The organism is Pseudonocardia sp. ICBG162 (genome assembly GCF_020496225.1).
In the GTDB taxonomy this organism is placed as follows: domain Bacteria; phylum Actinomycetota; class Actinomycetes; order Mycobacteriales; family Pseudonocardiaceae; genus Pseudonocardia; species Pseudonocardia alni.
The window spans coordinates 1,272,843-1,292,063 of record NZ_JAHLJD010000031.1 but is presented as its reverse complement, the minus strand read 5'-3'; the positions used below and the strand labels follow the sequence as shown (position 1 = coordinate 1,292,063).

14 protein-coding genes are annotated in these 19,221 nt (G+C 74.9%); 6 read left to right on the top strand and 8 right to left on the bottom strand.

Annotated features, from left to right (window positions below):
• Window positions 1-66 precede the first annotated feature (66 nt).
• Entirely contained in the window at window positions 67-1,893 is a 1,827-nt protein-coding gene (locus KPL60_RS31030) for an acyl-CoA dehydrogenase (protein ID WP_226368015.1), read from the bottom strand.
• Between the two features lie 254 nt (window positions 1,894-2,147).
• Here KPL60_RS31030 and KPL60_RS31025 point away from each other — a divergent pair, with 254 nt between their 5' ends.
• Window positions 2,148-3,329 carry an N-acetylmuramoyl-L-alanine amidase gene (locus KPL60_RS31025; protein WP_226368014.1) on the top strand — a complete coding sequence of 394 codons (1,182 nt, stop codon included), beginning with the start codon at window positions 2,148-2,150 and terminating at the stop codon, window positions 3,327-3,329.
• A 62-nt stretch (window positions 3,330-3,391) separates the two neighbouring features.
• Window positions 3,392-4,579, top strand: coding sequence for a class I SAM-dependent methyltransferase (locus KPL60_RS31020; protein WP_226368013.1), 1,188 nt, complete (start codon window positions 3,392-3,394; stop codon window positions 4,577-4,579).
• Here KPL60_RS31020 and KPL60_RS31015 read toward each other — a convergent pair.
• On the bottom strand, window positions 4,510-5,145 hold the full coding sequence (locus KPL60_RS31015) for a TetR/AcrR family transcriptional regulator (RefSeq protein WP_226368012.1): 636 nt from the start codon (window positions 5,143-5,145) through the stop codon (window positions 4,510-4,512). The two genes, KPL60_RS31020 and KPL60_RS31015, sit on opposite strands and share 70 nt — an antisense overlap.
• A 117-nt stretch (window positions 5,146-5,262) precedes the next feature.
• Between KPL60_RS31015 and KPL60_RS31010 the strand changes: the two genes are divergently transcribed.
• Window positions 5,263-6,912 carry a GMC oxidoreductase gene (locus KPL60_RS31010; protein ID WP_226368011.1) on the top strand — a complete coding sequence of 550 codons (1,650 nt, stop codon included), beginning with the start codon at window positions 5,263-5,265 and terminating at the stop codon, window positions 6,910-6,912.
• Here KPL60_RS31010 and KPL60_RS31005 read toward each other — a convergent pair.
• Window positions 6,905-7,537, bottom strand: coding sequence for a 2-C-methyl-D-erythritol 4-phosphate cytidylyltransferase (locus tag KPL60_RS31005; protein WP_226368010.1), 633 nt, complete (start codon window positions 7,535-7,537; stop codon window positions 6,905-6,907). The two genes, KPL60_RS31010 and KPL60_RS31005, sit on opposite strands and share 8 nt — an antisense overlap.
• Before the next feature lie 107 nt (window positions 7,538-7,644).
• Between KPL60_RS31005 and KPL60_RS31000 the strand changes: the two genes are divergently transcribed.
• Entirely contained in the window at window positions 7,645-10,245 is a 2,601-nt protein-coding gene (locus KPL60_RS31000) for a helix-turn-helix transcriptional regulator (RefSeq protein WP_226368009.1), read from the top strand.
• Between the two features lie 9 nt (window positions 10,246-10,254).
• Here the strand turns inward: KPL60_RS31000 and KPL60_RS30995 are convergent, their stop codons facing one another.
• The gene (locus tag KPL60_RS30995) at window positions 10,255-11,046 is read right to left on the bottom strand and encodes an SDR family NAD(P)-dependent oxidoreductase (RefSeq protein ID WP_062398880.1); all 792 of its coding nucleotides are present in this window, start codon (window positions 11,044-11,046) and stop codon (window positions 10,255-10,257) included.
• A gap of 148 nt (window positions 11,047-11,194) precedes the next feature.
• Here KPL60_RS30995 and KPL60_RS30990 point away from each other — a divergent pair, with 148 nt between their 5' ends.
• Window positions 11,195-11,644 carry a MarR family winged helix-turn-helix transcriptional regulator gene (locus KPL60_RS30990; RefSeq protein ID WP_062398878.1) on the top strand — a complete coding sequence of 150 codons (450 nt, stop codon included), beginning with the start codon at window positions 11,195-11,197 and terminating at the stop codon, window positions 11,642-11,644.
• A gap of 18 nt (window positions 11,645-11,662) precedes the next feature.
• Here the strand turns inward: KPL60_RS30990 and KPL60_RS30985 are convergent, their stop codons facing one another.
• From KPL60_RS30985 to KPL60_RS30970, 4 genes are all read right to left on the bottom strand, one after another.
• Complete coding sequence (locus KPL60_RS30985) at window positions 11,663-13,141, bottom strand: dynamin family protein (RefSeq protein ID WP_226368008.1); 1,479 nt, start codon at window positions 13,139-13,141, stop codon at window positions 11,663-11,665.
• Window positions 13,138-14,967 (bottom strand): dynamin family protein, encoded by a 1,830-nt coding sequence (locus KPL60_RS30980; protein WP_226368007.1) that lies wholly within the window; start codon window positions 14,965-14,967, stop codon window positions 13,138-13,140. The genes KPL60_RS30985 and KPL60_RS30980 overlap by 4 nt, the downstream gene beginning before the upstream one ends.
• A gap of 166 nt (window positions 14,968-15,133) precedes the next feature.
• Window positions 15,134-15,925, bottom strand: a complete 792-nt coding sequence (locus KPL60_RS30975) for an IniB N-terminal domain-containing protein (RefSeq protein WP_226368006.1) — start codon at window positions 15,923-15,925, stop codon at window positions 15,134-15,136.
• Window positions 15,926-16,048: 123 nt separating this feature from the next.
• Window positions 16,049-16,861, bottom strand: a complete 813-nt coding sequence (locus KPL60_RS30970; protein WP_226368005.1) for a hypothetical protein — start codon at window positions 16,859-16,861, stop codon at window positions 16,049-16,051.
• 313 nt (window positions 16,862-17,174) lie between these two features.
• Between KPL60_RS30970 and KPL60_RS30965 the strand changes: the two genes are divergently transcribed.
• Entirely contained in the window at window positions 17,175-19,166 is a 1,992-nt protein-coding gene (locus KPL60_RS30965; RefSeq protein WP_226368004.1) for an Hsp70 family protein, read from the top strand.
• Window positions 19,167-19,221: the final 55 nt, after the last annotated feature.

The window sequence follows — 19,221 nt, the reverse complement described above, 5'->3', positions numbered from 1 at the left end:
GGGCACGACGAGGAAGGGCCCCGGGCGGGGAGTCCGCGCCCGGGGCCCTTCGTCATCGGAACCGGATCAGAACGAGGCCTCGTCGAGCTCCATGAGCTCGTTGTCGGCGTTCGCGATGATCGCCTTGTCCGAGGTCAGGCGGGGCAGCACGGACTTCGCGAAGAAGGTCGCGACGCCGACCTTGCCCTCGTAGAAGGCCCGGTCCTTCGCGGAGACGCCGTCGGTGCCCAGTGCGGCGAGCGCGACGGTGGCCTGGCGCAGCAGCAGCCAGCCGACGAGCAGGTCACCGACCGCCATCAGCAGCCGCACGGTGTGCTGGCCGACCTTGTACAGCTCGGTGACGTCCTTGGTGGAGCCGTAGAGGTAGCCGGTCAGCGTGCCGAGCATCCCCTGCACGTCGGTCAGCGCGGTGCGCAGGAGCTCGCGCTCCTCCTTGAGCCGGCCGTTGCCCGCGTCGGAGTCGATGAACGCCTGGACCTCGCCCGCGACGTGCGCGAGGGCCTGGCCGTTGTCCCGGACGATCTTGCGGAACAGGAAGTCCTGGGACTGGATCGCGGTGGTGCCCTCGTAGAGGGAGTCGATCTTGGCGTCCCGGATGTACTGCTCGATCGGGTAGTCCTGCAGGAAGCCCGACCCGCCCAGGGTCTGCAGCGACTGCACGAGCTGCTCGGTGGCGCGCTCGGAGCCGACGCCCTTGACGATCGGCAGGAGCAGGTCGTTGACCTTCTCCGCGAGCGCGGCGTCCTCGCCACCGAGGCGCACCTTGTCCTGGAAGGTCGCGGTGTAGATGTAGACGGCGCGCATGCCCTCGGCGTACGCCTTCTGCAGCATCAGGCTGCGGCGGACGTCCGGGTGGTGGGTGATCGTGACCCGCGGCGCGGTCTTGTCGGTCATCTTCGTCAGGTCCGCGCCCTGCACGCGCTCCTTGGCGAACTCGAGCGCGTTCAGGTAGCCGGTCGACAGGGTGCCGATGGCCTTGGTGCCGACCATCATCCGGGCGTACTCGATGACCTGGAACATCTGGGCGATGCCGTCGTGCACGTCGCCCAGCAGCCACCCGACGGCCGGGGTGCCGTGGGCACCGAAGGTCAGCTCGCAGGTGGTGGAGGCCTTGAGGCCCATCTTGTGCTCGACGTTGGTGACGAAGGCGCCGTTGCGCTCGCCCGGCTCACCGGTCTGCGCGTCGAAGTGGAACTTCGGCACCAGGAACAGCGACAGGCCCTTGGTGCCCGGCTTTCCGCCCTCGGGGCGGGCCAGCACCAGGTGCATGATGTTCTCGGTGAAGTCCTGCTCGGCCGAGGTGATGAAGCGCTTCACGCCCTCGATGTGCCAGGTGCCGTCGTCCTGCTGGATCGCCTTGGTGCGGCCGGCGCCGACGTCGGAGCCCGCGTCCGGCTCGGTCAGCACCATGGTGGCGCCCCAGCCGCGGTCGATCATCAGCTGGGCCCAGCGCTTCTGCTCCTCGTTGCCGTTCTTGTAGAGGATCGAGGCGAAGTTCGGGCCGGCCATGTACATGAAGATGGCCGGGTTGGAGCCGCACATCAGCTCGGCGGCGGCCCACTGCACGGACGGCGGGATGCCCATGCCGCCCAGCTCGTTCGGCAGGCCGAGACGCCACCACTCGCCGTCCCAGAGGACCTTGTAGGCGTCCTTGAGCTCCTGCGGGGTGGTGACCGTGTGGTCCTCGGGGTGGAAGACCGGCGGGTTGCGGTCGATCGTGGCGTAGTGCTCGGCGAGCGGGCCGGTGCAGACGGTCGACAGCTCGGACAGCACGCCCTTGGCGGTGTCGATGTCGACGTCCTCGAAGGGTCCCGTCCCGAGGTGGTCCTGTACCTCGAACACCTCGAAGAGGTTGAACTCGAGGTCGCGCACGTTGCTCTTGTAGTGGCCCATCCGTCCTTCACCGCCGTTCGTGCCAGGGCCGATCGACTTACCGGCCGGTAACTGACTCCAGAGTATTACTGACCGGTAACCGGAGCAAGGTGCAGGTGCGGGTTCAGGGACCGCCCACCCGTGTGACGCGCTCGCCCGGCGCGCCCGCGCCGTCCTTTTCCCGTGAACCGAGAGAATGCGGAGTCGCACGGGACGTATGTGGCGTGTGTGACGGAGGCGGTGCCGGCGCGGTGCCGCCGAGGGGGGCAGCAGCGATGGGCGAGCCGGGACAGAGCTGGAGCCGCCGCGGGCTGCTGGTCGGGGGTGCGGTCGCCGGCGCGGGCCTGGTCCTGCCGGGCCGGGCGTTCGCCGGGCCGCCGCCGACCACCGACCCCGCTCCGCCCGCCACGGGCCCGGTGCCCGGCCCGTCGGCGGTCCCGGGGCCGGACGGCATGCCCGGCCCGGCCGGTGCCGGTCCGCTCGCCGAGGGCGTGCCGGTCCCCTACATCGCGCGCTGCTTCGAGTGGGGCGCGCGCAAGCCCAAGTTCCCGCCGAAGATCTGGGACCGGCGCCCGATCCGGATCCTGGTGCACCACACGGCCGGGGCGAACACGAACGACTACAGCGTCGGCGCCGCGCACCGGATGGCCAGGGCGATCCAGAGCTACCACATGGACCGCAACGGCTGGCTCGACTCGGGGCAGCACTTCACGATCTCGCGCGGCGGGCACGTGATGGAGGGCAGGCTCTGGAGCCTCGGCGAGCTCAACGGGGGCCGCCGCGTCGTCGAGGGGGCGCACTCGCCCGGCCAGAACGTCATCGCGATCGGCATCGAGAACGAGGGCACCTACATGGGGGTCGACCCGACCCCGGCGCTGTGGAACTCGCTGCGCGTCACCTGCGCCTACATCTGCCTGCGCTACGGCATCGCCCCGACCGAGCTCTACGGCCACCGCGACTACCGCAACACCCTCTGCCCGGGCGACCGTCTCTACGCCGCGCTGCCCCGGCTGCGCCGCGAGGTGGCGGGGCTGCTGGGCAGGCGGCTCTCGCGCACCGAGGCGACCAAGGCGAGCTGGCCGCTGCTGCGCACCGGCGACCGCGGCCCGATGGTCGAGGCGGCCCAGTACCTGCTGCGCGACGCCGGGTCGCTGACCGGGAAGCCCGACGGCCGGTTCGACGACCGCACCGCGGCCGCGGTGAGCGAGTTCCAGCGCGCGCACCGCGCCGACGACGTCAACGGCCTGCTCGGCGGGGAGACCTGGCCGGAGCTGGCCCGCACGGTGCGCGCGGGCACCGAGGACGACGCCGCCCGTGCCGTCGAGGTGCTCGCGGCGGCACGACGGGTGGAGAGCGTGCCCGACGTCGTCGACCACCCGCAGTGGCAGAAGCTGCTCGGGACCTCCGGCAGCGCCGTCCCGGACGCGCAGGACCCGCAGGGCGTGCTGAACCGGTGAGGGCCCGGTCCCGGGCGGAGCGCCCGCACGGACGGGTGACGGCCTGCCGTTAGTCTCGCCCGGTGCTGAACCGCTGCCCCGCGTGCGACGCGCCCGCGAGCGACCCGTTCTTCTCCGCGACCGGGCTGCCGGTGCACGGCACCGCGGTGCTGCCCGACCCGGTCTCGGCGCGTTCGGTGGCCACCGGTGACCAGATGCTCGTGCTGTGCGAGCGCTGCGGGCTGGTGTTCAACCGCGACTTCGACCCGGGGCTGCTCGACTACACCGGCGACCACGAGGAGTCCCAGCACCACTCCCCCCGCTTCGCCGCCTACGCCGCGGAGATCACCGCGGACTGGGTGGCGCGGTTCGGGCTGGCCGGGCGGCACGTCGTCGAGGTGGGGTGCGGGTCCGGCGACTTCGCCGCCGAGCTGCTCGGCGCCGGCGTCGGCCGGGTGACCGGGATCGACCCGCACTTCGTGCCGCAGCGGGTCCGCCCGGAGCTGGCGGACCGGCTCACCGCCGTCCCCGCGGAGTTCGCCCGTGACCAGGTCGAGCCGGACACCGCGGCCCTGGTCTGCCGGCACACCCTGGAGCACATCCCCGACCTCGCCGTCTTCGGCGCGGAGCTGTACGCCGGGCTGCGTCGCGGCGGCGGCCGGGCGCTGCTCGCCGAGGTGCCCGACCTGGGCCGGATCCTCGACGAGGGCGCCTTCTGGGACCTGCAGTACGAGCACTGCTCCTACTTCACCCCGGCGACCATGCGGACGTTCCTGACCGGGGTCGGCTTCTCCGACCCGCAGGTGCGGCTGACCTACGCCGACCAGTACGTCGTCGCCGAGGCGGGCCCGGACGGGACGCCGGGCGCGCCCGAGCTGGAGCCGCACCTGCGCGAGGCGCTGCGCAGCGCCTGCCGGGACTTCGCGACCCGGGTGTCGGACCAGGTCGGACGCTGGCGGGAGTGGCTCGGCGGCCGGGCCGCGACCGGCGACGAGGTGGTCGTCTGGGGTGGCGGGGCGAAGGGGCTGACCTTCCTCAACGTCGTCGAGGGCGGGGCGGAGGGGACCGGCGCGGTCGGCGCGGTCGTCGACATCAACCCCGGCCTGCAGGGGCGTTTCATGGGCGGGCTCGGGCTGCCGATCCGCGCCCCGAAGGACCTGCTGGACTCGCCCCCGCGGTCGGTGCTGCTGATGAACCCGGTCTACACCGGCGAGGTGCGCGCCACGCTCGACGAGCTGGGGCTCGGGTCGACGGAGCTGCTCGCGGTCTGACCGGCCGGGGCCGGCCGCAGCGCGCGGACGGCCCGGACGAGCTCCGCACGGGCCGCGGCGGCGTCGTCGATGCCGGTCCCGGTCAGCACCAGCGTGCCCGCGAGCAGCAGCCGGGCGGTGCGGCGCGCGTCGCCGGTGAGGTCGTCGCCGCAGACCCGGTCGAACCGCTCCTGGAAGTCGGCGACGACCGAGTCCCGGATCCGGCGCGCGTCCGGGTCGTGGCCGAGGAACACCGACCGCAGCGCGGTGTCGAGGTCGCCGCCGCCGTCGAGGGCGGCGACCAGACCGTCGACGTAGCCGGCGAGGCGCTCCTCGACCGGCAGGTCCGCGGCGGGCTCGGCGCCCGGTGCGCTGCGCAGGTGGGCGAGGAACACCGCGGCGAGCAGGTGCTCCTTCGAGGCGAACACCTTGTACGCGGTGGCCGCGGACAGCCCCGCCCGGCGCGCGACCCGGCGCACGGTCAACGCCGCGGCGCCGCCGTCGGCGAGCTCCTCGGCCCCGGCCGTGAGCAGCCGGTCCCGGGTCGCCGGCGCGACCTCGCTCCGCCGGGAGAATGCTCCGTCCACCGGCCCCAGCCTAGCCGTCGACCGCCCCGGTCCCGGGGCGCCGGGCGGTGCCGCTACCGTGATCCACTACGGGTGGACAGGTGTCCAGTCGGGTGTCTTTCCGAGAGGAGCTCCCCGATGCGCTCGATCAGCCGCAGGTCGGTCCTGCTGGGTGCTGCCGGCGTCGCCGGGCTGGGGGTCCTCGGCGCGGGCACCGCGCTCGCCGCCGCGCCGTCCCGGGTGCGCGTGACCCGGGAGGAGCGCCGGGTGGTCGTCGTCGGCTCCGGGTTCGGCGGCGGGGTCACCGCGCTGCGCCTGGCCGAGGCCGGTGTGGACGTGCTCGTCCTCGAACGCGGACGGCGGTGGGCCACCGGCCCGGACGCCGAGACCTTCCCCCGGGTCACGACAGACCCCGACCGCAGGCTGTTCTGGCTCGACACCGTCGCCGACCCCCTGGACGGACCGCCGAACCCGCTGTCGGTGCTGCTCGGACGCCCCACCGCGAGCACCCCGGGCGCCGTCCCGCTGTCCCCCGGCCGCTACACCGGCCTGCTGGAGCGCGTCGGCGGCAACGGGATGGACGCGTTCTGCGCGGCGGGCGTCGGCGGGGGCTCGCTGCTCTACCAGGGGATGACGCTCCAGCCCTCGGCCGAGGTGTTCGCCGCGACGATGCCCCGCGAGTTGGACTACGACGTGCTCGCCCGCGAGCACTACCCGCGTGTCGCGCGGATGCTCCGCCTGGACACCGCCCCGGACGAGCTGATCGACTCGCCGACGTACCGCGCCCCGCGGGTCTTCCGCGACCGGGCCGAGGCCGCCGGCTACGAGGTCGAGAAGATCCCGATGCCGATCGACTGGGACTACGCGCTGGCCGAGCTGCGGGGCGAGATGACGCCCGCCTACACCAACGGCGACGCCGCGTTCGGCGTGAACAACGGCGGCAAGCACACCGTCGACGTCACCTACCTCGCCGCCGCCGAGGCGACCGGGCGGGTCACGGTCGCCCCGTTGCACCAGGTCACCGACGTCGTCCGCGCGGCCGACGGGCGCTGGGAGGCGCACGTCGACCGGATCGACGAGACCGGCACCGTGCTCGAGAAGAAGATCATCACGACCCCGGCGCTGGTGCTCGCGGCGGGCACCCAGAACACCAACCGGCTGCTGCTGCGGGCCCGCGCGCACGACACGGTCCCGGACCTGCCCGACGCGCTCGGCGAGAACTGGGGCACCAACGGCGACCGGATCTGCACCTGGAACTCCCTGGTCGAGGACTTCGGCGCGACCCAGGGCGGCCCGGTGGTGTTCGGGACGAAGGACTGGGCGGACCCGGCCACGGCCAACACCGTCATCCAGGCGTCGCTGCCGCCGCTGCCGCTCGGCCTCGGCCGCACCACGACGATGCTCGTCGGCTACGGCGTCAGCGCCGGCCGCGGCCGGATGGGCTGGGACCCGGTCCGGCAGGAGGGCGTCGTCGACTGGCCGCTCGACGGCGACGCCACCCTGACCGCGCGCATCCACGAGCGGATGGGGCGCATCACCGGGGTGCGGGGCACCTTCCTCGACACCACCTACGCGGTGCCGACCACCTGGCACCCGCTGGGCGGGGCCTGCATCGGCACGGTCTGCGACGTCGCGGGCCGGGTGCGGGGCCAGCGCGGTCTCTACGTGCTCGACGGGTCGCTGATGCCCGGCACGACGGCCGCCTGCAACCCGTCGATGACGATCGCCGCCGTCGTCGAACGGGCCACCGACGACCTGGTCGCCCAGGACGTCGGCACGCTCATCTGACCAGACGCCGGACGACGGCCAGGTCCTCCTGGCTTGCGACGTGCAGGTTCGCCGGGTCCCCCGGCACCGTCACCACGCGGTGGCCGAGCGCGGCGAGCATCCCGGAGTTCTCCACCGGCCGGGGCGCGTCGGCGTGCGCGGCACGCAGCACGTCGGCGCGGAACGCCTGCGGCGACTGCGTGACCACCGCGTCCTGCTTGGGGAGGGTGTCGACGACGACGCCGTCGCGCACCCGCTGCACCACCTCCAGCAGCGGGACCACCGGCACCGCCCCGTCGGCGCCCGCCCGCACGGCCTCGACCACCGCGGTGAAGATCCGGTCGGCGGCGAGCGGATGCGCCGGGTCGGCGAGCACCAGGACCCCCGCCTCGGCGGGCACGACGGCCAGCCCGGCCCGCAGGGACTCCGACTGGTGGTCCCCACCGACGGCGAGCGCGTCGACCGGCTCGCCGTCCCAGTCCACCGCGGACGGCAGCACCAGCGCGACCCGGTCGCAGGTGCGCCGGGCGGCGGCGACGGTGTGGTCGACCAGCCGGGACCCGGCCAGCTCGTCGAGCTGCTTCAGCCGGCCGTAACGGAGCCCCCGGCCGCCCGCCAGCACGATCGCCCACACGTGGTCACGCACTCCGGTGATCCTGCCGGGTCCGGCGGGGGAACCGGACACCGCACCCGATAGCCTCGGCCGTCCCCGATCGGGCGACCCGATCGGGCGACCGGGAGGGGCGGACGAGGATGGCGGCACCGACGACGTCCCCCACGCCCGCCGCGTCGACCGGCCCGCTCGCCGGGGCCCCCGCCGCGGTCACGCTGGTCCGGGCCGTCGCCGAGGACCCGGCCGCACCGCGCCTGGTGGCCGTCACCGGCCCCGCCGGTGCGGGCAAGTCGACCGTGCTGCGCGAGCTGGTCCGGGTGTGGACCGAGGCCGGCGCCGGGCAGGACGTGACGGTCGTCGACGACGCCCACGAGCTCGGCGACGACGAGCTCGCCGACCTGCGCGGGCGCGCGGGCCGCCCGGACGCCCGGCTGGTCGTCGCGTTCCGTCCGTGGCCGCGCAGCCGCGCGCTGGCCCGGCTCGGCGCGACACTGGCCGCCGCCGCGCCGCCGCTGGTCCTGGGTGCGCTCGACGCCGCCGGGATCGCCGCCCGGGCCGCCCGCGTCGCCGGGGTCCGGATCTCCGACGAGGCCGTCCGGGTCGTCGCCGAGCGCACCGCCGGGGCCCCGGTGCTGGTCGACCGGCTGCTCGCCCACGGACGGGTCGGCGGGCCGGTGCCGCCGCAGCTCGCCGAGCAGATCGGCTACGCCGTCGACGCCGAGGACCCGCGGGTGGTCGAGCTGGTCACCGCGCTCGCGCTCGGCGCCCCCGTCGACGGCGAGGTGCTCGTCCCGCTGCTCGGGATCTCCGACGCGGCCGGCATCGGTGTCGGCGCCGAGATCGCCGAGCTCGACGAGCTGTCCGGCCGGGCCGTCGCCGCCGGGCTCTGCACCCCCGACGGGCGGGTCGTGCCGCTGGTCGCCGAGGCGATCCGCACCCGGGTCGCGCCGGCCCGGCGGGCCGAGCTGCGCCGCCACCTCGCCGAGATCGAGCTCGACCGCGGCGGGAGCGTGCTCGCCGTCGCCCGCACCCTGCGCGGGTCCGGGGCCACCGGGGAGCGCGCCGCCGCGGTGTTCCGGGCCGCCGCGGCCGAGGCGGCCCGCGCGGAGAGCCCGGACGCGGTCCGGTTCTACGCCGAGGCCGTCGCCGCGGGGGCACCCCCGCTGACCGTCGCCGCGCACCGCGCGCAGGCCCACCTGGTCGCCGGGGACCTCGACGGCGCGCTCGGGCACGCGGACTCGGTGCTGTCCGCGACCGACGCCGTCGAGGCCGAGGACGCCGTCCGCGCCGGGTCGGTCGCGGCCGCCGTCCTCGCCCGGCGGGGGCTGCTGGCACGCAGTGCCGAGCTGTACCGGTGGACCGCGGCGGTGTCCGGGGAGCGCCCGCCCGCGGCGGCCGTGCCCGTCCTGATCGGGACCGGGGCGCTGGAGGAGGCCCGCGCCGTCGTCGGGGTCGACGGCGACGGTCCCGGGTTCGTCGCCGGCCGCGCGCCCACCCTCGTCGACGGCGCCGACGACCTCACCGCCCGCGGCATGCTCGACTCGGTCGAGGGCTCCCCGACCGCCGCGCTGTCCGGCCTGGCCCGTGCCGCCGGTCTGCTGGAGACCGCGCACGGCGCCGCGCTGCTCCCCGACACCCCGGCCGCGTTGGCCGCCCTGGTGGCCGTGCACACCGGGGAGTTCGACGTCGCCGCGTCCGTACTGGACCGCGCCCTGCGGACCGGGCTCGGCGGGGCGCCCGCCCGCGCCCGGCACCGGCTGCTGCTCGGGTGGATCGCGCTGCTGCGCGGCGCGACCGGCCCGGCGTCGGAGCGGCTCGCCGCCGTCGACGCGGGCGACGACCCCCTGGAACCGCGCGACGAGTTCCTCGCCGCCGCGCTGCAGGTCGCGATCGCCCGCCGCCAGTCCGACCTCGGCGCCCTGATGCGGTCCTGGACGCGGGCCCGGCAGGCGATCGTCCGGCACCCGGTCGATCTCTACGTGCTGCAGCCGCTCGGGGAGCTGGTGACCGCGGCGTCGCGGCTGCGGGAGGAGAGCTGGGTGGCCCCGCACCTCGCCGAGGCCGACGCGCTGCTCGACCGGCTCGGCCGGCCCGCGCTGTGGGCCGCCCCGCTGCACTGGGCGCGGCTGCAGGCCGCGGTGCTCACCGACGACGTCGAGGCCGCCCGCGCCCGATCCGACGAGCTGCAGAGCGCCGCCTGCGGCAGCCGCTTCGCCCACGCCATGGCGACGGCGGCCCCGCACTGGGTGGGCGTGCTGGAGGACCGGGTCGACGCGGCCGAGGTCGAGGCCGCCGCCCGCGGGCTGCACGCCGTCGGCCTGTCCTTCGACGGCGGCCGCCTCGCCGGGCAGGCGGCGCTGCGGACCGGGGACCGGCGCGCGGTGTCGGCCCTGCTGGCCTGCGCGCGGGCCCTGCAGGCGGCGGGGACGGACCTGCGCCAGGGGACCGTCCCACCCCCCGGGGACGAGCCCGGCCCGGTCGCGGAGGAGCCCGCCGTCGCGGCCCCGGCGCCCGTCGAGGCCGCCCCGGAACCGTCCGCGTCGGGTCTGCTGTCCGAGCGCGAGCTGGAGGTCGCCGAGCTCGTCGTGCAGGGGCGTACCCAGCGCGAGATCGGTGAGGCGCTGTTCATCTCGGCGAAGACCGTCGAGCACCACGTGGCCCGGATGCGGCAGCGTCTCGGGGTGGGCGGCCGCAGCGAGCTTCTCGACGAGCTCCGCCGGATCCTGGGCGACCGCGGCTGACCCGCCCGGTCAGGGCAGGATCGAGTCGACGTAGCCGCCGTCCACGCGGACCGCGGCCCCGGTCGTGGCCGAGGCCAGCGGCGACGCCAGGTAGGTCACCATGTGGGCGATCTCCTCGGGCTCGATCAGCCGCTGGATCAGCGACTGGGGCCGGTGGGCGCGCATGAACTCGCGCTGCGCCTCGTCCCAGGGCAGGGCCGGGTCCACCAGCTGGTACACGAAGTCCTCGACGCCCGCGGTGTGCGTCGGCCCGGCGATCACCGAGTTGACGGTGACCCCGCTGCCGGCCGCCTCCTTGGCGAACCCGCGGGACAGCGCGAGCAGCGCCGTCTTGGACACGCCGTAGTGGATCATCTCGGCCGGGATGACGACCGCGGAGTCGCTGGCGATGTTCTGGATGCGGCCCCAGCCGCGGTCGCGCATGCCGGGCAGGTAGGTCCGGATGAGGCGGGCCGCGGTCAGGACGTTGACCTCGAAGTAGCGGCGCCAGTCGTCGTCGGTGATGGTGAGGGCCTCCTGGGCACCGAAGACACCCAGGTTGTTGACCAGGACGTCGACCTCGGGCAGCTCCGTCGCCAGGGTCGCGGTGCCGTCGTCGGTGGTGACGTCGGCCGCCACGCCGACGACCTCTCCGCCGGACTCGTCGCGCACCCGGGCGACGGCCGCGTCGACCCGTTCCGCGGTCCGGCCGTTGACCGCGACCCGGGCGCCCGCGCGGGCGAGGTCGACGGCGATGGCGAGTCCGATGCCCTGGGTGGAGCCGGTGACGAGGGCGGTCCGGCCGGTGAGGTCGAGGTGCATGGCTGTCTCTCTCCAGGAGTCGGGGTGGCCGTCTCGTATCGTGATGTCGGCACGTGCAACAGTCGGCGCACGCCGATAGTTGCACACGCTGGTTATTGCCGACGCCGACAACGTAGCACCGTGACCCGGGCCGAAGGGGAGGCACACCATGTCGCTCGACGACGACGCGGTCGAGACGCGGGCGCGGGGGTGGCGCACCCTGGCCGCCCTGCACGCCCGGCTGGAGGACGACCTGGAGCGGGCGTTGCAGCGCTCCTACGGGCTGTCGGTGGTGGAGTACACCGTGCTCGACGCGCTGGCCCGCCAGGACGGCTTCCACCTGCGGATGGCCCAGCTCTCGTCGGTGGTCGTGCTCAGCCAGTCGGCGACGACCCGGCTGGTCGGCAGGCTGGAGGACAGAGGGCTGCTGCAGCGGTACCTGTGCCCCACCGACCGCCGCGGGATCTACACCGAGCTCACCGAGCAGGGACGCCGGCTCCTGGAGAGCGCCCGTCCGGGCCACGACCGGGCGTTGGAGCAGGCGCTGGCCGACGCGGCGACGCGCCCCGAGCTGGCCCCGCTGGTCGCGGCGCTGCACGCCCTCGACGCGACGCCCTGATCCCTCGGCCCTGATCGGTCAGTGGTGCGCGTGCGGGCGGGACGCCTCGGCGAGCAGCCCCTCGCAGGACCGCACCACGATCCGCGCGGCCTCCGCCGACGCCCGCCCCGTCAGCGGGCTCTCCGCCCGCCGCCTCCAGCGGCGCAGCGCCTCGGAGGCGGCGTCGTGGACCTCGCGCGGGCCGGCGGCACCGTCGAGCGCGAGCCGGGCCGCCGCCGAGCCGCCCTCGCCGCCGAGCAGCCGTTCGGCGTCGGCGAGGGCCTCGGGCGGGAACACGATCTTCCCGGCGCGCAGGTCGGCCAGCGCCCGCAGCTCGACGAACTCGTGCGCCCCGGCCAGGATCCGCTCGACCTCGGCACGCAGCGCGGCCGTCGCCGGGCGGGGTTCGCGGGTCAGGACGAGGTCGACGGCGAGCAGCGCGGAGCGGGCCTTGAGCAGGTCGCGGCGCTCGGAGAACTGGGTGTCGAGCACCGAGCGCAGCTCGTCGAGGCCGGAGCGGCGCACCAGGTCGTCGGCCAGCGCGGTCGGGTCCTTCACGCCCTGGCGGATGAGTGTCGTCCCGAGCCGGACGCCGAACAGGCCGAACCGCTCCAGCAGCGCGACCCGGGTGGCGGCGTCGGGCCGGTCGAGGTCGGTGCGCCCGAACCGGTCGGCCGAGAGCAGCAGCGCCTCGACGTCGCCCCGCGGGAGCGCGGCCAGCTCGGTGAGCGCGACGTACTCGTCCTGCCGCATGGTGCGTGCGGTCTCGGCGAGCAGCCCGGCGACGGCGACGACGGTCTGGCACAGCCCCCGCAGCTTGTCGTCGCCGCGGTAGCGCCGTGCGATCCGGCGCGCGGAGATCAGCGCGTCGAGCCGGCCGACGCCGATCTCGTCGGCGCGTGACAGCACCGCGATGGTGTTCACCGGGGTCGCGCGGGCGACGCCGCGATCGTGGAAGGCCTCCAGGAACCGCACGTCACCGGCGTGCAGGTGACGCATCAGGTAGACGACGGCGTCGGCGGGCGACGGCGTGTCCTCCGGCGTCAGGAACTCCCCGGCCCGGCCGGCCGCGTCGGCGGTCAGCGACCCGATGCCGGGGGTGTCGATGAGGTTGGTGCGCCGCAGGTGCTGCGACGGCCAGTCGACGTTCAGCCGGTCGACGTCCTCCACCCGGGCGCCCTGCAGGTCGATCTGCAGCGCGCCGTCGCGCCGGGCCAGGGTGAGGGGACGGTCCACGCCCGAGCGCAGGTGCATCCGTACGCCCGGGGCGGGCGCGTCGGCGTACCAGGTGACGACGCGGGTGCACTCGCCCGCGTCGGTGGGGGCGATCCGCTCGCCGACCAGGGCGTTGAGCAGCGTGGACTTGCCCGCCTTGACCTTGCCGGCGATCGCGACGCGCAGCGGCTCGTCGAACCGGTCGAGGTGGTGGCGCAGCCAGCCCGCGGCCTGCGGGGAGTCGCCGTAGGCGTCCAGCGTGCGGCGCAGCAGCGCCCGGGTCTGCTCGGTCAGCGCGCTCACGCGGCACTCCCGGTGCCCACGGCGGCGGCCAGCGCCCTGGCCCGCTCGGCGAGGCCGGTGACCCGCTCCAGCTCGGCCTCCAGGTCCGCGACGCGCTGCTGACGCTCGGCGTCGTCCTTCAGGGCGGTCTGCGCGGCCGCGACCGACTCCTTCAGCGCCTCGGACAGCTCGTCGGCGACGGTGGTGAAGTGGTCACGCAGGTCGCGCTGGATGCGGCGCAGGTTGTCCCGCGAGTCCTTGCCGACCTGGAAGGTGACCTCGTCGATGTGCCGGCGCACGGCGTTCTTCGAGTCGGCCTGGCGGCGCTGCTTCATCCGCTTCTTCTCGTCGCTCACGGTCTTGGCGCCGAACAGCAGACCGGCGCCGACCGACAGCGGGTTCAGCAGCATGAACCCGGCGAAGGTGGACGCCAGGCCGAACATCAGCATGCCGCCGTAGCCACCGCGGGCGCCGATGAACAGCTTCTGCCCGATGCCGAACTTCTCGTCCGCGGGCATCTCCAGCGGGTCGACCAGGCCCGCCACCGAGCCGCCGGCGACCCGCAGCTCGGGCAGGGTCACGTCGACGGCCTCGGCGAAGTGCTCGGCGACCTGCTCGGCCAGCCAGCGGGCGCGCTCGGTCGTCCACACGAAGTTCTGCGCGACGGCGTGGGCCACCTGCTTGTGGAACCACTCGGCGAACTGCTCCCAGATGTCGGCCGGGTCGGCGTCCTCGAGGAGCTGCTCGGCGTCGCGGGAGACCGCGCGCAGCCGGTCGCGCAGGTCGTACTCGATGTCGGCGATCAGGTCGGCGACGCCGTCGGTGAGCGTGGTCTGCCAGCGCGCGGAGCGCTGGCGCAGCTCGTCGACGCGTGACCGCGCGGCCTCCAGCTCGCGGGCGAGCTGGCCGGCTTTCTCCGGGTCCTTCTGCGACATCAGCTCGGCCCGCATCGTGGCCTCCAGGGCCTGGCAGGTGACGAGCACGTCCTGGCTGGTGGAACGACGGTCCAGGTCGTCGGCGGCACCGACGACCTTGCGCAGCAGGAAGCTGGTGAGCGCCTGGAAACCGGACTCGGCGATGAGGTCGAGGTCCTGGGTGCGGGCCGCGTGCAGCCGCAGCGCAGAGGACACCGGCAGCAGCTCGGCGTCGACCCGGGCGGTGCGCAGGTGGCCCTGGTCGAGGTCGACGATCCGGCGCCAGTGCGGGTACAGGTCGGTCTTGGTGACGATGCAGGCGACGTTCGGGCAGAGCTTGCGCGCGGCCTGCAGGAACTCCAGCTCGGGGGCGGTGTACTCCTGGCTGGCGTCGGAGACCAGCAGCACCGCGTCCGCGGTGGGCAGGGCCGACATCGTCGCGGCGCCGTGTGCGGACCCGAGCCCGCCGACGCCGGGGGTGTCGACCAGCGCCAGTCCGCTCTGCAGGAGCTTGCGGGGCAGCGTCACCTCGGCGCGGGTGAGGCGGGCCCGGTTGCCGGGGTTGCCGGCCTCGGAGACGTGCTCGGCGAGCTGGTCGAGCCCGACGACGGTCCGCTCGGCCCGCTCGGTCGCCGCGCCGTCGGGGCCGGGGGCCTCGCGCACGAGGGTCACCGAGGTCTCCTCGCCGAAGCGCACGAGCGTCGGCACGGCGGTGGCGATGTCGTCGTCGACGGGGCACACGGTGGCGTTGACCAGCGCGTTCACCAGCTGGCTCTTGCCCTGCTTGAACTCGCCGACGACCAGCACCCGCACGACCGGGTCGGTCAGCCGCGCCCTCGTCTGCCGCAGCCGCGGTGCCAGGTCGGGGCGGGCGTAGGCAGTCACCGCCTTGAGGGCCAGGTCGACGAGCGCGACCGCCTCCGGCACCGCCACGACCGCGTCCCCCCGTCGTTCCGCGGGTGGTGCCCCACACCACCCGTCACGTTCCCGTCATGGATACACGAACGACGACGGCCCCGGTCACCCACGGGTGGGTGACCGGGGCCGGCCGGTCCGGGCGGGCGAACCCTACTGATCCGCCCGGAGCAGCGCTACCGGATCAGAGGGCCACGTCGGCGGAGACGTCGTTGTGCGACAGGAGGTCGGTGTGGCTGTGGTCGTCGGTGTGCGACTCGGCGTACTGGCTGTTGTCCGTGTTGTACGAGTCGTCGACGTCGACCGAGGAATGCGACTCGTTGTGGGTGTCGTTGAACGAGCCCGACGCGTCGTTCGAGCCGGTGGCGTCGCCACCCAGGGAGACGGCGCCGCCCTTGTCGGCGGAGATGTCGCCGGTGTTGTAGGCCGAGCCCGAGCCGAACGAGGTGGTGTTGTCGTCGCCGGACACCACCTGGTTGTCGTCGCCGACCACGTTGTGGTCGCCGGTGGTGACCGGGGCGTTGTTGTCGCCGCCGACGGCCACCGCGCCGTCGCCGGACGCGACGGTGGTCTTGGTGTCGATCGACTGGTTGAAGTCGCCGCCGCCGGTGTCGACGTTCTGGTTCACCGAGTTGTCGATGATGGTGTCGCGGTCGTCGATGTTGGTGGTGTAGTGGTTGTTGGTCACGTACTTGTCGATGTACTTGACCGGGTCCTCGCCGTGGTGGACGGGCGGCGGGGGCGGGGTGTGGTGGCCGTGACCGCCGTGGCCGCCGCCGGTGTTGTAGTCACGGTCGAACGACACGTCGTCGTTGTCCTGGGCCAGGACGAGCGCGTCCCGGACGTCGTCGGCGGAGACCTCGGACAGGCCGCACTGGGCGAGCATGCCGTGCGGGTCCTCCTTGAACTCGGCCAGGGCCTTCGGGTCCTTGAGCAGGTCCAGGATGAACTGGATCAGCGACTTCTCGACGGACATGACGTTCTCCTCATGGGATGCCGCCGGGCTCGGGCGCTCGACGGAGGGTTCGGGTGGTGCGGGAGGTGGTGACCGGGCCGGGGTCGGGGGCGTCCCGGCCCGGTCACCGGGCGGAGCGCTGGGTCAGCCGACGGACAGGTCGACGTCGTTGTGCGAGGCGATGTCGGTGTGGCTGTGGTCGTCCACGGTGGTGTGGGTGTCCACGCTGTTGTCCGTGTTGTACGAGTCGCTGATGTCGGTCGTCTGGTGCGACTCGTTCCAGGTCTTGTTGAACGAGTCGGTCGCGTCGTGCGAGCCGTTCGCGTCGCCGCCCAGCGAGACCGCGCCACCCTTGCTCGCGGAGATGTCGCCGGTCTTGTAGGCCGAACCCTCGCCGAAGGCGGTGGTGTTGCCGTTGCCGGCCACGACCTGGTTGCCGTCACCGACGACGTTGCCGTTGCCGGTGGTGACCGGGGCGTTGTTGTCGCCGCCGACGGCCACCGCGCCGTCACCGGAGGCGGAGGTCGACCGGATGTCGATGTCCTGGTCGAAGTCGCCACCGTGGGTGTCGATGTGCTGGTTCACGGAGTTGTCGACGATGGTGTCGCGGTCGTCGATGTTCTCGGTGTGCCACACGTCCTTGACGTGCACGTTCTCGTGCGACGCGGCGGCCTTGTGACCGTGGTCGCCGTGGCCCTTGCCCTCGCTCCAGCCGCCCTTGTCGCCGCCGCCCCAGTTGAAGCCGGTGTCGTAGTGGCGGTCGAAGGAGACGGTGTCGTTGTCCTGCGCGATGACCAGCGCGTCGCGGACGTCCTCCGGGGACAGCTCGGAGAGGCCGTAGTGCTGCAGGACCGCGTTCGGGTTGTCGTTGAACCAGTCGCGGACCTGGATGCTCTCGGAGCCGTTGCCGAGCAGGAGCTTGATGAAGTCGATCAGCGAGATGTCGTGTGCAGCCATGACGGCCTCCGGTGTCGCTCGGGGTGTGACCGGTCCGTCGGCGACGACCGGTGTTGATGACGAAAGCTAGGGGCGCCGGCCGGTCCGGCCATCGGGGATCGCTCCGGGTCCCCAGGGGGGCCGTTAGGGGATCGGTCCCCAACCTCGAACTGCTGCGCCGCACGGGCTAACACCGGGGCCGCCCCCGTCGATGGGTCTCGCGAGAGGACTACGCCGGCGTGCCGGTTCGACGAGGGGGGAGCAGTGATGTCGTACCTGCTCGGGATCGATCTGGGGGCCACCTCGGTGACCGCTGCCGTGCTGCGCACGGGCGGTGCCGCGGAGCCCGTGCGGCTGGGGGGCCGCGACGGGAGCGACGTGCTCCCGGCGGTGCTGGTCGCGACGCCCGGGGGGTGACCTGCTGTGCGGCGAGCCCGCCCGTCGCCGGGCCCCGGCCGAGCCGGACCGCGTCGCCCGCGGCTTCCTCGACCGGGTCGGGGACCCGACCCCGCTGTCGCTGGGCGGCTATGCCTACGCGGCCGAGGACCTGTGCGCCCGGCTGGTGCGCGTCCTGGTCGACGAGGTGTCCACCCGGCACGGCGGCCCGCCGTCGCGGATCGGCGTCACCTGCCCGGTGGGCTGGGGCCGCCACAAGCGGGACCTCCTGGCCGCCGCCCTGCGCCGCCGCGGGCTGACCGTCTCCCTGGTGACCGCGCCGCAGGCCGTCGCGCTCGCCCACCGCGCCGTCGTGCCGGCCGGGGGGCCGCTCGCCGTCGTCGACCTGGGGGGCAACGGGACCACCGCGACCGTGCTGGCCGCGGCCGCACCCGGGGTGCTGCCCGACGCCGTCGGCCGCACGCTGAGCTGCCGGACCGGTGGCGCCGACGTCGACGACGCGGTGTTCGCCTTCGTCCGGTCCTCCTCCCCGGCCACGGCCGCCGCCTTCGACGCGCTCGACCCCGACGACCCGCGCACCGTCGCCGCCCTGACCGCCCTGCGCGACGAGTGCCGCGCCGCCAAGCAGCTGCTGTCCCGGGACACCGTCGCGACCGTCCGGGTGGAGATGCCCGGCCTGCGGACCGCGGTGCGGATCCACCGCTCCGACCTCGACGAGCTCACCCGCCCGCTGCTCGAGCCGGTCGCCGACCTGGTGCAGGACGTCGCCGCCGCCGCCCCCGACGCCGAGGTGCTGCTCGCCGGCGGTGCCGCGCGGATGCCGGTCGTGGTGCAGGCGGTCTCGGCGGCACTGGGCCGCCCGGTCGCCGTCGTCGCGGATCCGGTGGCCGACGCCGCCCGCGGTGCCGCACTGGCCGTCGCTCCGGGGGCCGGGACCTCCTGGCCCGGTGTGCGGATGGCACCGCTGACCGGTGTCCCCGCGCCCCGCGAGCCCGTCGACCCGGCCGGGCGCAGCCCGTGGGACCGGCCCGGGCCGGAGGCCACCGAGCGCACCGACCGCACCGGCACGACCGACCGCAACGCGCCGGCGTGGCCGACCCGCGGCGAGCGGGAGCGGACCGCGCGGACCGAGCAGCCCGCCGCGGCCCCCACGGCCGTCGCGCTGCTCGACCCGGAGCCGCCGACCGGCCCGCTGACCGCGGTCCCCCGCCCCCGTACGGCGCAGCCCCCCGCCCCCGCACGGACCTCGGTCCTGGGCGCCGGACAGCCGCCCGCGCCGTCCGCCGTCCGCCCGGAGCGGCCCGCTCCGGACACCCTGGTCACCCGGGACTCCCCGGCCACCGCCCGTCGCGCCACGGTCACCCGGCAGCGCCTGGTGGTCGGTGCCGGTGGTCTCGCCGGTGCCGCGGCCATCGCGGGTGCGCTGCTGTTCTGGCCCACGACGAGCCCCGGGATCGGTGAGCTGAGCGCGGCCCCCGTGCTGAGCTCACCGGCCGTCGCGCCGGCCCCGGTCGCCCCGGGGGCCGCCCCGGCCGCCGGCGTCGCCGCCGGTCCGGCCGAGGGTGCCCCCGTGGGCGGGAGACACGCCGCCGCCGGTGGCGCCGGTGCCTCGGGTGGCGCGGCCACCGGGGGTACGGCGGCCCGCCCCGCCGCGGGTGCCGCCGCTCCGGTCGCGGCCGCCGCCCCGGCTCCGGCTCCGGTGGCTCCGGGCCCGGCCGTGCCCCCCGCACCCGTGGTGTCGACCCCTCCGGTCACAACGCCGCCGGCGACGAGCCAGGACCCGAGCACCCCAACGGAGGGCACACCCGACCCGACCACCCCGCCGGTCACCACCCCGCCCGCCACCGACCCGACCACCCCGGTCCCGGGCCCGACGACCACGGCCCCCGCGCCGACGTCGACCACCCCGGCCGCGGGTGCTGCTGCGTGATCATCCTGTCGGACAAGGAATCGATCACCGATCACCCTCTGCGCTGCGACGACAG